The organism is Ameyamaea chiangmaiensis (assembly GCF_013376175.1).
Taxonomy (GTDB): Bacteria; Pseudomonadota; Alphaproteobacteria; order Acetobacterales; family Acetobacteraceae; genus Ameyamaea; species Ameyamaea chiangmaiensis.
Genome location: NZ_JABXXR010000079.1, coordinates 1 through 12,715, shown reverse-complemented (window position 1 = coordinate 12,715; position 12,715 = coordinate 1). Strand labels below are relative to the sequence as shown.

Annotated in this window: 11 protein-coding genes; 2 read left to right on the top strand and 9 right to left on the bottom strand. The window is 65.5% G+C overall.

Going from position 1 to position 12,715, the window contains the following annotated elements; genetic code table 11:
* The 4 genes from HUK82_RS10455 to HUK82_RS10440 all read right to left on the bottom strand — a co-directional run.
* The coding region (locus HUK82_RS10455; protein WP_176613897.1) for a sterol desaturase family protein at positions 1-794 on the bottom strand (794 nt) is incomplete at its 3' end.
* Complete coding sequence (locus HUK82_RS10450) at positions 791-1,882, bottom strand: LptF/LptG family permease (protein WP_246495784.1); 1,092 nt, start codon at positions 1,880-1,882, stop codon at positions 791-793. The genes HUK82_RS10455 and HUK82_RS10450, both read right to left, overlap by 4 nt.
* The gene (locus HUK82_RS10445) at positions 1,879-3,081 is read right to left on the bottom strand and encodes an LptF/LptG family permease (RefSeq protein WP_264801977.1); all 1,203 of its coding nucleotides are present in this window, start codon (positions 3,079-3,081) and stop codon (positions 1,879-1,881) included. The genes HUK82_RS10450 and HUK82_RS10445 overlap by 4 nt, the downstream gene beginning before the upstream one ends.
* Positions 3,082-3,145: 64 nt before the next feature.
* Positions 3,146-4,060, bottom strand: a complete 915-nt coding sequence (locus HUK82_RS10440) for a metallophosphoesterase family protein (RefSeq protein ID WP_176613896.1) — start codon at positions 4,058-4,060, stop codon at positions 3,146-3,148.
* Positions 4,061-4,307: 247 nt separating this feature from the next.
* Here HUK82_RS10440 and HUK82_RS10435 point away from each other — a divergent pair, with 247 nt between their 5' ends.
* Together HUK82_RS10435 and HUK82_RS10430 are read left to right on the top strand one after the other, a co-directional pair.
* Entirely contained in the window at positions 4,308-5,288 is a 981-nt protein-coding gene (locus HUK82_RS10435) for a diacylglycerol/lipid kinase family protein (protein ID WP_246495787.1), read from the top strand.
* Positions 5,285-6,265 (top strand): hypothetical protein, encoded by a 981-nt coding sequence (locus HUK82_RS10430; RefSeq protein ID WP_264801979.1) that lies wholly within the window; start codon positions 5,285-5,287, stop codon positions 6,263-6,265. Before HUK82_RS10435 ends, HUK82_RS10430 begins: the two co-directional genes overlap by 4 nt.
* Positions 6,266-6,326: 61 nt before the next feature.
* On the opposite strand, the gene spt is transcribed toward HUK82_RS10430, so the two are convergent.
* The 5 genes from spt to HUK82_RS10405 form a co-directional block, all read right to left on the bottom strand.
* Positions 6,327-7,526 (bottom strand): serine palmitoyltransferase, encoded by a 1,200-nt coding sequence (spt, locus tag HUK82_RS10425; protein WP_176613895.1) that lies wholly within the window; start codon positions 7,524-7,526, stop codon positions 6,327-6,329.
* A gap of 4 nt (positions 7,527-7,530) precedes the next feature.
* On the bottom strand, positions 7,531-7,782 hold the full coding sequence (locus HUK82_RS10420) for an acyl carrier protein (RefSeq protein WP_176613894.1): 252 nt from the start codon (positions 7,780-7,782) through the stop codon (positions 7,531-7,533).
* Positions 7,783-7,952: 170 nt separating this feature from the next.
* Entirely contained in the window at positions 7,953-9,692 is a 1,740-nt protein-coding gene (locus tag HUK82_RS10415) for a fatty acyl-AMP ligase (RefSeq protein WP_176613893.1), read from the bottom strand.
* 71 nt (positions 9,693-9,763) lie between these two features.
* Positions 9,764-10,906: a sensor domain-containing protein gene (locus HUK82_RS10410; protein ID WP_176613892.1), complete on the bottom strand. Its 1,143-nt coding sequence runs from the start codon at positions 10,904-10,906 to the stop codon at positions 9,764-9,766.
* A gap of 7 nt (positions 10,907-10,913) precedes the next feature.
* Positions 10,914-12,314, bottom strand: a complete 1,401-nt coding sequence (locus HUK82_RS10405) for a lipopolysaccharide biosynthesis protein (RefSeq protein ID WP_176613891.1) — start codon at positions 12,312-12,314, stop codon at positions 10,914-10,916.
* Positions 12,315-12,715: the final 401 nt, after the last annotated feature.

The window sequence follows — 12,715 nt, the reverse complement described above, 5'->3', positions numbered from 1 at the left end:
GTGGGGCGCGTGTCCCCGGCCGTGGCGCCACCTCGGGCACCGTCGGGGCGGTCGCGCGGGGGTGCGCCGGTCAGACGCATGACCCAGGGAAAGCGTCCCGCCTCGCGCACGTCATAGCCGAGGTTGAACACGCTGGGGCTGCGGGGACGTGCCTTCGCATCGACGAAATAGGTACCGAAGGCCCTGTCCACGACATAGCTGGTGATGCCGAAATTGCCGTTTTCGTCGTGGAAATGATGCAGCACGTGACGCGCCTTCATGATCTGGATCCAGCGCGCCCGGGGCTTGTAGTTCAGGTGCTGGATGCAGTGAAAGAACTCATAGACGCAGGTGATGGCGACACCGGTGCCGAACGCCGCCGCCGCCGTGCCGGGCCCTGCGATCAGCCAGCCGATCGGCAGCGTGATGGCGGCGATCGTGGGCAGCGTCGTCCAGGGCGCGCCGAACAGGACGTCGAGCAGATGCGGGTCCTGATGGTGGTCGAAATGGATCCGTTTCCACAGGGCCGCCGTGGACTGGAAGCGGTACAGCACGCGCCCGTGGAGGACGAAGCGGTGCAGCAGGTACCACGCCAGCGGATAGACCGCGACGACGGCCGCCATGGCGACCAGTGTCGGCCCCGTGCCGGCAAAGGTGCGGGTGACCACCACCATGCTGAGCGCGACGAGCGCGACATAGAGCAGGATCGTGGGATAGGTCAGATAGGCTGCCCACAGTTGCCGCAGGTTCATCTTGCCGAGGTCGAAGCTGCGTCCGGTCCGCAGGCTCTGATTGCTGGACATGCCGGTGTTCATCGATCTTCCATCCTGATCAGCACGGTGCCGACGCCCAGAGCGAAGATGCCGATACCCGGCGCAATCGCCAGCAGCGCCGGCAGGGTGCCCGCGTTGCCCAAGGCGCGCAGCACGCCCTGGAACAGCACGAACAAGAGCCCCGCCGCGAGGCAGTAGACCGGGATCATGCTGCGTGTGCCGGTCCGGGGTGGGATATAGACCACCGGTAGTGCCAGCGACAGCATCACGACGAAAAAAAGCGGCAGGAGCAGTCGCTCGAGGAAGGCCGTGCGGTAGGCGCTGGGTGGTTGCGAGGCTGGAATCCGCCCGTACAGGCTGCCCAGCATGGTGCCGAGCGACAAGGGCGGCGTGTCGATCGACAGGCGCACCAGACCGCGCGGGGACAGGGTGGTCTGCCAGGGCATGTCGACGGGCGGCACGGTGTCCGCGTGGGTGGGCGACAGGCGCACGACCCGGGCGCGTCGCAGGTGCCATTGGCCGTCGGTGTAGTCGGCGCTGTCGGCGTGCGTCGCGCTTACCAGCATGCCGGCCGCATCGCGTTGATAGAGGTCGATGCGCTGTGCCTGCCGTCCGGCATGGCCGATCGAGCCGACACTGACCAGCGTGTCGCCACTGCGAAACCAGAAGGCGTGGCCGTCCGGTGTCTGGTTGTCGGGCGTCGTCGCGTTCCACCACTCCGCCAGCGCGAGTTCGGCGCGCGGCGTGACCTGATCGGCCAGCACGGCGCTGAACAGGCCGGTGACCAGCGTGGCGGGCAGCATCAGGGCCAGAAGACGCGGCGTGGCCAGTCCGGCGGCACGAAGAATGGCGATTTCACTGCTGGTGGTCATGGCGGTCAGCAGAAGCAGGGCGCCGACCTGCGTGCTGAGCGGCAGAGCCGTGCCAAGCAGAAGGGGAAGCCGGAGCGTCGCGTAGAGAAGGATGCCCCGCACGCCCAGATGACGTTCCAGGATTGTCGTGGTCTGTTCCAGAAGGGCGAGAATTTCCATCAGCGAGACCAGGATCAGGACGCACAGGGCGATCCGCGACATCAGTTCGCGCGTGAAATAGCCGATCAGGACGCGGCGGGGCATGGCAGACGTGCTCATGGATGGGCACCCCGCGCGCCGGACCGGGGGGCGCCGACGAACCAGCCCGATCGCCAGAGCAGGAGCACCGTGGAGCCGACGGCGAACACCAGTTCGGGCAGCCAGATCATCAGCCAGGGATGCGCGTGCCGGGTGGCCACCAGACTCTGGCCGAACTGCAGCATGTGATCGAAACCCACCAGCACGATGGCGGCGATGATCAGGCCGGGACTGTTGCGTCGACGCTTTGCCATCAGGGCGAGGGCGGCGGCCAGGGCGGGGATGAACAGGATGGCGAGCGCGCGGGCCAGACGAAAGTGAAGCTCGGCGCGCGCGTGGTCGCGATCGGAGCCGGGGGGCTGGGCGTCGATGAAGGATTTCAGCTCGCCCAGGGTTTTTTCCTTGGCATCCACGCCCCGGGCGCGAAAGCCGGCCGGGTGGGCGTTCTGGCTGATGAGTTTGATCGTGTGATCGAAATGCGTGACCGTCGGGCGCCCGTCGCCACGATCCCTCAGGATCAGGCCGTCCCACAGATCGAGACGGACTTCGGTGCGGTCGGCGGAGAAGGACAGTTTGCCGCGCGGGGCAGTGATGTCCTGTTCGGTGGCCTGACGACGGTCACGCAGGAAGATGTGACTGAGGGCGGACCCATCGTGGGACGCGTCGTCGGCCGTCAACATCAGCCGCTCCGAGGGGGCCGCGAACATCATGCCCTGCAGGTGTGGCGCCCAGCCGGAATGGCTGGCGAAGTAGAACGCCAGTCGGAAATCATAGCGGGCGTAGGGCTGAATGTAGCCGAACAGCAGGACCGAGAACACGCCGAGCCATGCGCCGGCCTGAAGAAAGGGGCGCGCGATCCGGGTCAGCGGCACGCCGCCGGCCAGCAGGGCATCGACCTCGTTATTGTCACTCATGCGGCGGACGATGGTGAAGACACCCACGCAGAGTGCCGCGGGCAGGGCGAGGCCGAGATAGTGCGGCAGCAGGTCGGCTAGCAGTGAAACGAAGGTGCTCAGCGGGGAGCCATCCTGCGCCAGCGCGTTGAACAGGACCAGCAGGCGTTCGAGCAGCAGCGCCGCGAGCACGACGCTGAGGGCGATGACGAACGGTGGCAGCAGTTGCGCCAGCAGATACCGGTCGAGTGTCCGCGGTACGGCGCGGGCGAACAGCCGCGCCGCCGTGTCCCCGAACCATCCGGGCGCACGGAGCAGGCGTCTCACGGCGTGTGCCCCCGATACAGGCGCGCCAGTCGTCCGGATGGCTGGGAAAGAGGTGCGGCGTCGATCACCGGGTTTCTATAAGACCGGGACGCTCGATGCGATAGGCGTCGGCCGGCCCTATCGTACCGCGTCCGTCGAATGCCCGGGTCTCGATCGTAACACTCCAGCCCAGCGTGGAATGGCGGACGTCGATCCGGTTCCATCCGGCGGCCCGGACTGGATCGAACGCGCGCCGCCCCGGATCGTAGGACGCCGATGCGATACCCTGGACGGGAATCGTCGTCCCGGGGATGAAGCCGCGCGTGGTCTTATGGGAATGCCCGTGCAGCACGAGTTCCGCGCCGCCTTCGGCGACAGCGCGCTGGAACAGGGCCATGTCCGTCAGTGCCTTGCGCCCCGCGACCAGACCACGCACGGGCGGATGGTGAATCATCACGATCCGCGCGACGCCGTCCTTCCCCAGCGCCCGCAGACGATCGCGCAGCGCCCGGGCCTGTGGCGCGCCGACCCGCCCGGTGGCGAAGGTCGGCGGGCTCGGCACACCCGAATTCACGCCGATCACCGCGACAGCGCCATGGCGTGTCACCGTGGGAAACGAATCGGCCCCGTCGGCCATCCAGCGGGCCCACAGGGCCGGCCCGTCGTCCCACGGGAGGGAGGTCATCATGTCGTGATTGCCCATGATGGCGCAGGCGGGCGCGGGAAGCGCGGACAGCCAGTCCGCCGCCGCGCGGTACTCGTCGGGCAGGCCGAAATTGGTCAGGTCGCCGCTGACCGCGATCAGATCGGGTTTCTGGGCCGCGATGTCGGTAACGATACGGGTCAGGGTTTCGGGGCGATGGTGGAAACGACGGTTGCGGCGCCATGACACGACGGACAGGGCGCGCTTGTTGAACAGACGCGACGCCGGGATATGGGCGGGTGGCGGCAGATGGACGTCGGAGAGATGCGCGATGCGAAAGGATGGGAATTCGGTCAAGGTCTGCCTGCCTCGAAACTCTGCCGCGCGGTGCCGTGTGTGGCCAAAACGGGCTGCGGGATGGTGTCGGCGGCGATGATAGGGCATAAGCATCGCGCTTTGGTGAACGGCGTCATAGCACGAACCGCTCGCCTTTGCGCGCATCGGGTGCGTCGGGGGCCTGTCCTTTTCGTCGATCCGGCGCGCCGGCTTGATGCCGTTACGCCCGATTCACTGTGCGTGACGGCTTCTGAGAGGTTCGGACGTCTTGCACGACACGCGTATCGCCCTGATTCACAATCCCCGCAGCCGACGCAACAGCGCGGGGATGGACGAGTACAGGCGCGCCGCGCGTCTGGCGCTGGGTGAGATGTTTCTCGAGCCGCCCAGCCGTGACGACCTGTTTGCCGCCGTCGCGTCGCTGTCCGATGCGGGGATCGATTTCATCGCGATCGACGGCGGCGATGGCACGGTCAGCGACGTGCTGACCGCGATCTATCGCGCCTACCCGCTGTCGGCGCTGCCGGCGGTCGCGGTTCTGCCGTCGGGCAACACCAACCTGATCGCGGGGGACGTGGGTTTCGGTCATCGCGGGCTTCCGGCGCTCGAGCGGCTTCTGGAGCTGCGCGACTCCGGTGACTTCCGGCGCGACGTGCGACGTCGCCAGCCGCTGGTCGTGCGGTGGTCCGACCCGGCGCGGCCGCCCGTTCTGGGCATGTTTCATGGGACCGCGGGGTTTACGTGGGCCATCGAGCTTGCGCACCAGCCCGCCATTCTGGACCGCTATTCGCATGACACCGCCGTGGTGATGACGCTGCTGTCGGCGCTGTCGCAGCTGATCCGCGCGAAGAGCCGCCGCGCATGGCTGGGCGGGTCGGAAATCCGCATCTCGATCGGCGCTCAGAATGGCGAGGTCGAGCGTTGCTTCGTGTTCCTCGCCACGACGCTGAGGCGCCTGTCACGCGGTGTCTGGCCGTTCTGGCGTACGGCAGGCGCGGATGGCGGCATGATGTATCTCAATGTCGGCGCGAACCCGCCGCGGCTGGCGCGGGGTCTTGTGGCGCTGCTGCGCGGTCAGGCGCCCGCGTGGATGCGGGCGTCAGACTCGTGGCGCAGCGGCAACGCGCAGCGCATCACGCTTCAGGCCGACACCGACTTCGTTCTGGACGGCGAGGTCCTGTCCCCAGGTCCCGACGGCATCACGCATCTGTCCTGCGGGCCGGCCTTCGACTTCGTGCAGGCGGCGTGAGCCGGCCCAAGGACACCGAAGCCGGCGCGGCGGCGACCCGCATTGCCCGGCACCTGACAGCCGAGCTTACGTTGCCGGTGGCCCCCGAGATCACGGCCTTTGTCCGGCGCCTGGTCGGGGCCGCGCGCCCTCTCGCCGTTCTGTTCTACGGCTCGGCGCTGCGTGGCGGGGCGTCGGGGGCCGATGCGCTGGACGGTGTCCTGGATTTCTATGTCGTTCTGGACCGCCAGTCGGACTGGCCACGCGGGGTGTGGTCGCGGCTTGCCAACGCCGTGCTGCCCCCCAACGTCGAGTATCACGCGTTCGTTGTCGATGGTCGGGAGGTGCGGGCGAAGGTGGCGCTGCTGACACAGGCGCAGTTGCGGGCGCGCACGCGCTGGGCCAGCCGCGACACGACGCTGTGGGCGCGGTTCTGCCAGCCGGTGCGGCTTGTCTGGGTGCGGGACGCGGGGGCGGCGGACGCAGTGCTGGGATGTATCGCCCGGGCAATCGGAACGGCGACGCGCTGGGCGGCGGTGCTGGGCCCGTCGCAGGGCACGCCGGATGATTTCTGGACTGCCCTGTTCGCGGAAACCTATGCCACGGAGCTGCGTGTGGAAGGGCGAAACCGGCCCGCGATTCTGCTCGACGGGCAGCAGCGACGCTATGGGGTGATGCTGCGTGACGGATGGCTGGCAGGCGGTGTCGGCGTGACCCAACGCGGCGAGACATGGGCCCCCACTGTGTCGATCGAGGCGCGTCGTGCGGGCTTGGAGCGTTGGCGGACGTGCCGGGCTCTGGGCCGGCCGCTGAATATCGCGCGTCTGGTGAAGGCGGCGTTCACCTTCCGTGGCGGCGCGGCCTATCTGTTGTGGAAGATCGCGCGACACACCGGCGTGCGCGTCAGCCCCAGCCGTTTTGAGGGGCGCCACCCGCTGCTGGGTGCGCCGACCCTGTTGTGGCGTCTCTGGCGGCGCGGCGCGTTCCGGCGCGCCTAGAGAGCCCGTTGCCGGACGACGGGCGAGCGGGACAGGGTCGCGGCGCCCGGATCCCGGCGGGTCAGGCGGGAAGCACGCCCACGTCGCGGGCGGCCTGTGCGAACGCCTCCACCGCCGTGTCGATCTGCGCAGGGGTATGCGTGGCCATCACGCTGGAGCGCAGAAGCGGGTTCTGGTTCGGCGTCGCTGGCGGCAGGCTCAGATTGACATAGACACCAAGGTCGAGCAGCCGGTTCCAGTAGGCGACGGCCTGTGCGACGTCATCCAGCACCACGGCCACGACGGGACTGACCGCCGGGCCGGTGGTCAGTCCGGCGCGCACCAGGCCCGAATGCAGGCGCTGCGCGTTGCCCATCAGCGCCGTGCGCAGCTCGGGGCGATGTTCAAGTTCCACAAGGGCCGCCATCGTGGCGGCGATGATTTCCGGCGGCAGCGACGCTGTGAACATATAAGGACGCGAGCACAGGCGGAGCAGATCCATCTCGGGATGGTCGGACACGCAGTAGCCACCGACAGTGCCCAGGCTTTTCGAGAACGTGCCGACGACGAAATCGATATCCGCTTCCACGCCGTCACGCTCGGCCACGCCACGGCCATGCTCGCCGATGACACCGACCGAATGGGCCTCGTCGGCCAGAAGCCAAGCGCCCGTCTCCCGCTTGACGGCCGCGAATTCGGCCATCGGCGCGATGTCGCCCATCATGGAGTAGATGCCCTCGACCACCACCAGCTTGGCGCCCGGCGTGCCGTCGAGACGACGCAGGCGCTTGTGCAGGTCGTCGGGGTCGTTGTGGCGGAAGCGCACCACCTGCGCGTAGCCGAGGCGGCTGCCATCATAGATGCTGGCATGGCTGTCCGCGTCGAGCAGCAGGTAGTCGTCCTTGCCCGCCAGCGTCGAGATGGTGCCGAGGTTGGCCTGATAGCCGGTCGAGAACACCATGGCGTCGCGGCGGCGGAAGAAGGCGGCGATCCGCTGTTCGAGCTCGCGATGCAGGCCGAACGTGCCGTTGGCGATGCGTGAGCCGGTCGTGCCAACACCCATCGAGCGCGCGGCGGCTGCCGCGGCCTCGATCGAGGGCGCGTACTGGCTGAGCCCGAGATAGTTATTAGTGCCGAACAACAGCGTTTCACGACCTTCGATAACGCCGACGGTCGAGGACACGGGGCGTTCGATCACCACGCCGAAGGGGTTGCGGCCGCCGTCAGCGCGCAGTTGATCGATGGCCTGAGCAAGGCCGTCGAATTTCGCGAACAGGGTCATGGCGTTACTGGCCGGACTTCAGGGTAGCGATGCAGTTGGCCAGATCGTCGATCGTGCGGATGTCGGCCAGACGGTCAAGTGGCACGGATACGTCGAGTGTATCCTCGATCTCCATCACGAAATTCATCACGGCCAGTGAGTCGAACGCCAGATCCTCGACGATCCTACTGCCGCCGTTGATGTCGCGAGGGACTTTGGGATTGGCGAGCAGCTTCTCGACGATCAGGGCTGAAATCTGTGCGGGCGTCTCGCTCATGCCTGTCTGTCCTGGCTTTCCCGTCGGTTCCGGGCCCTGAGAGGCAGGGGCGTGCGCGACGGGATCGGGAAAAGGGCCCGTCCGGACCAGTTGTCATCGGCCGGGCGGATAATGTGCGGTGCTTTAGGCGATCCGCGCATTATTTGCCACCGATTTTGTGTCGGTCCGTTTCAGGCGGCCGAAGCGGCAACCGGGCCTGCTGTTTCGAACGCGCCGGCCAGCAGCATCGCCTTGGCCTTGGCGCGTGTCAGCTTTCCTGAGGAGGTCTGGGGCAGGGCGTGCGGGGGCACCAGAATGACGGACACATCCACGCCATGTACACGGCGGAATACGTTGGTGGTTTCGGTGCGCAGGGCCTCTCGACCTTCCGGCGTGGTGGCGCGACACTGGATGAGGGCGACGATCCGTTCCTCGTCCTGTTCCTGAAGCGAGAAGACCGCCACGTCGCGCGAGCGCAGGCCGCCCACTTCGGTCTCGGCGCACCATTCGAGGTCCTGTGGCCAGATATTGCGGCCGTTGATGATGATCAGGTCCTTGGCGCGACCAGTAATCACGATCTGTCCGTCGAGCATGTACCCAAGGTCGCCGGTGTTCAGCCAGCCTTGGGGGTCGAGCACCCGCGCCGTTTCGGCGTCCATGCCGAAATAGCCACGCATCAGGCTCGGTCCGCGAACGAACAGCGTGCCGACACGGCGGTCGGGCAGGGGATTGCCGTGAGGGTCTCGGATTTCGGCTTCATGATCGGGCAGCACGCGTCCGCACAGGACGAAAGTGCGCAGGGCATGCGACGGGTCGTTCGACGCCATCGCAACACCTTCGTGCTCCAGCGTGCGCAAGTCGACGGTATCGGTGTGGATGCCAGACGCAAGCGGCGCGAAGCTGATGGCGAGCGTGGTTTCGGCCATGCCGTAGCTGGCCACGAACGCGCGTGCGTCGAAACCCGATGCCTCGTAACGTTCGGCGAAGTCTTCCAGGATATTGTGGCGGATCATGTCGCCGCCGATGCCGGCGATACGCCAGCACGATAGGTCAAAGGTGGCCGATGTGGCACGCCGGGCACACAGTTCGTATCCGAAGGACGGGCTGTAGGAGATCGTGCCGCGATTGCGGCTGATCAGGTCGAGCCAGACATGGGGGCGGCGGGCGAATTCGCGTGTCGGCAGCAGGTCGACGGTGAGCTGGCACGTCAGCGGCGTGAGGAAAAAGCCGACGAGGCCCATGTCGTGGTAGAGCGGTAGCCAGGACACGCACCGGTCGCCGTCCTCGCGCACCTGAAGGCCGTCACGCGCGATGGCGCGGGCGTTGGCCATGCCGGAGCGCTGCGTCACGGCGATACCCATCGGAAAGCGCGTGCTGCCGGACGAAAACTGAAGATAGGAGAGGTCGTCGTCGCCGATCTCGGGCAGCGCGATGTCGGCGTCGGGCAGGGCGAGAAGCGTCTCGGGCGAACCCGCGAACGCGAACGTCCCGGCGGCCGCGATCTCGCTGGTCCAGCCGCCGATCAGGGACGGGACCACTACGGCGCGCGCGCCCGCGCTGGCGATCATTCCGTGGAGGGTCGCGATATAGCCCTCCTTCCCGCCGAATGCGACGGGCAGCGGCAGAGGCGCGGGCACCAGGCCCGCATACTGGCAGCCGAAGAAAATGCGAGCGAAATCGCCATCGCTTTCGGCGATTATGGCGACGCGATCGCCCCGTTCGAGCCCGAGCGCGAGAAGTTTACGTGCAACTTCACGCGCCTGGGTGCGTAGTTGCGCATAAGAGAGCGCTTCGAGCAGCTGCCCCTTGCCGGAATAGATGTTGAAGCCAGACGTTCCCTGCGCCGCGTAGTCCAAAGCGGCCGTGAAAGTGGGGAAATCGCCAAGGCGCCGACGCAGGCCGGAGGAGGCAGGTGTGGGTGTCGCGTTCATGTGAATTGTGTTTGTCTTTCCAAGAGGCACGCCCGGATACGCGTGGGTGGCCGGGGTTCGCGGGGATGAGGTCAGGAAGCGTTCAACGCGGTCTCTCGCAGGTAGTGGACGATAGCGTCTGCACCTACGGGAGCGGTTGGACCTTCATCCTCAAACTCGAAAGTCTCGCGTATATACTCTCTCTGCCGCTGAAGGAACTGCGGTTGTGCGATGAAAGCACGTTCCAGCGCCCAGTCCAGACGGTCGACGTCCGTCAGAACCTGCCCCAGGTTCCAGAACTGGTAGTTCGGATTGTCTTCCCAGTCCTGCGCATGACTGTTCAGGAACAGGCACGGGCGCGGCTTGATCAGGAACTCGGCGATCTGGCTGCTGACATCGCCGAGATAGAGGTCTGCGGCACGCGTGTATGTCATGTCTATACTGCGTGTACTGCCGGGATCGATGATCATGTGACCATGCTTGGCGTAGCGGCGCATGATCCTGCGCCCCAGTTCCCGGTTCTGATCGAACAGACGATAGTGCGGCGCGAAGATAACGTTGAAACGCGTCTGCTCGGCAAAAAAATCAAGCGTATCAAGACCGAAACGCGGCCACGACGACAGGGCGCGGTTGAAATGCGGGTTATACAGAATCGTCGGCCGCGTATTGTCGAACAGTTGGGGCGGCCGGCTTTCCATGCGCTGCACCATGTCGAACTTGGCATAGATGCCGGTCACGTAGTGCCCGGGCCGCAACGAGCCGTCGGCCAGCAGGCGGCGTTCGACCTTGCGGCCAGACAGCAACACGAAGTCAAATTCACGGACGTCGCGGGCGAACCCTATGGCACGGTCTCCGGCGCCATGACGCGTCCAGATCAGCCGTGGGCCGCGCAAACCCATGCGCCGCAGGTAGAGGGAGGTCCGCTCCGGCACCACGATGGCCTGAAATGAAGAGAAATATTTCTTGTTCATCGCGAGCGACAGAATCTTGCTCAGCGCGTTCGGTCCATGGGTCTCGACCCGCTTTCGCAGCACGGACGGGAGTCGCAGAAGGTCGAACTGCACATTGGTGTCCGGGTAAAACGACGCGAGATAGCGCGCATAATCCAGGTGTGCCTGGGTCGTGCAGGCAATATGGATCTGCGTATTCGGGTGTCGTCCCGCCATTTCCATCGCTATCGGAAGCGAGTGCAAGGTCTGATGGGGCTGGGCAATATAAGGAAAGACTATCCGCATTTCGCGTCTACGAGGCCGATCCTGAGTATGCACCTGATCTATTACGCAATTGATAAACAAGGCAGAATTGCAGAACGATCAACGCAAGGGTGGAAAAGGCAGTGGCAGGTCCGATGCCCCCGAGGCCATACCAGTCGATCATCAAGGCCAAAGTGGGGAGAAAGAAAAGCAGGTTGATGCTTCTCGCCGCGATTGCGGCCCCCGCCCGGCGCATGGTGATCAGCAGCGGCTCCAGCGGCATTCCCCATATAGTAATCACTTCGGCGACGAGAAGCCAGAGCATGACCCCGAGCGCCTCGGGGCCGCGCGGGCCGATCATCAGACGCAGCAGCACGTCGCCTAGGCAATACGCCAGTACGAGCAAGATGCATCCCGCGCCCCCGGCGAGCAGCGCGATCTGCGTCGCGAGCCGGTAAAGTCGTGTTGTTGCCCGGTCACGCCACAGGCGCGCCATTTCCGGATAAAGCGTCGTCTGCACCAGTGTCGCTGGTTTGGCGATCCCGGTGGCGACCTGGTTTGCAATTCGGTAATAGCCGGCGTCGGCCGGTCCCAGCATGCTCCCGACCACCAGCGTACCGACGTGACTGAACGCCTGAGCGAGGGTGGAATTCAGGTTCGTGCTGATCGCGAACCGCCAGATTCCGGGGAAGTCGCGCCCTATATGATTGAGAAATACGTCGCGCAGAGTGTCGTTAAAATGGCTCAGCAGCCCCTTTGTCAGGTTGCGTGCTGCCAGCACACGCCACGCCTGCGTCAGAAACACCGCCGATGCACAGCATTCCGCCACGATCCAGACGGCGATCATGGAGTACAGACCGCCGTGGAGCACCCAGAGTGCGAGAGTGCCAACCAGGCGCACCGCAGTCGCGGTGACACCTTGCACAGAGATAAGATCGAAGCGGTTGAGTACGCGTAATACGCCCATCGGCGTGGCGGACGCCATAAACAGGATCGCCACGCAGTAGATCTGCCCAACCGTGCGGATATCGGATGGCCAGCCGAGCAGACCGGAGGCGAACGTCGCCACCAGAAGCCCGACCGCGCCTCCGGCCAGCCCTCCAAGGATGTCGAGGCAGAGGCTGAAGCGCACGATACGCTGGAAGACCGGGACGTCCCGGTCGGACAGGGGGCGGATACCGTAGTGCAGGACCGTCTGCCACGACTGGAAGTCGACCAGATCAGCGACGCTGCGTGCGAATGCGTACAGCATCACGACGATACCGAAGTCACGCGGTCCGAGAAGGCGTATGGCCAATGACGTATGCAGAAGGGCCATTGGCGCGTTCGCGGCGCGACCGCCGAGCAACAGGCGGAGATTGCGAAGGATCCGATGCAGTCCGTCGGAGTGCCGGAGTTGGTCGAGCGGGTCGGGCTGCGCGTCGCCGACGGGTGTCCGGTTTTGGGCCATCGGTAGGCTTCGTCTCTCGATCGATGGGGGCCAAAACGCGCGACTATCGTTCGCCGTCCCGGCCACGTCGTGGTTACAGGCGGAAGCATATAAGGTGACGCCGCCAGTTTGCTAAGATGAACAGCCACATTTTGAGCGCTGGGAAAAAAAGTGAGATTTTTTCGTGGTGTGGTGTTGACGGGTATGATGGGTGGGGGGTATATCCCCGTTCACCGCTTCGGGGGGCTCTGAGGAGCTTGACTTCACCGGGGTTGGTGATCTAGGGTTTTCGGCCTTTGGTTGATCCTTAGGGTTCTTTGACAATTGAATCTGTTGAGGAAGGGATATGTTGGCGGCGTCCTTTCACTGGTTGGACTGAGGTCTGATTGGTGGGTTGGTTTGGATTTTTGTTCCGAGCTGAT

Coding starts and splice junctions, on each gene's coding strand:
- HUK82_RS10420 (WP_176613894.1), bottom strand. CDS start 7,782: ATGAGCGAGACGCCCGCACAGATTTCAGCCCTGATCGTCGAGAAGCTG.
- HUK82_RS10415 (WP_176613893.1), bottom strand. CDS start 9,692: ATGAACGCGACACCCACACCTGCCTCCTCCGGCCTGCGTCGGCGCCTT.
- HUK82_RS10450 (WP_246495784.1), bottom strand. CDS start 1,882: ATGAGCACGTCTGCCATGCCCCGCCGCGTCCTGATCGGCTATTTCACG.
- spt (WP_176613895.1), bottom strand. CDS start 7,526: ATGACCCTGTTCGCGAAATTCGACGGCCTTGCTCAGGCCATCGATCAA.
- HUK82_RS10410 (WP_176613892.1), bottom strand. CDS start 10,906: ATGCGGATAGTCTTTCCTTATATTGCCCAGCCCCATCAGACCTTGCAC.
- HUK82_RS10405 (WP_176613891.1), bottom strand. CDS start 12,314: ATGGCCCAAAACCGGACACCCGTCGGCGACGCGCAGCCCGACCCGCTC.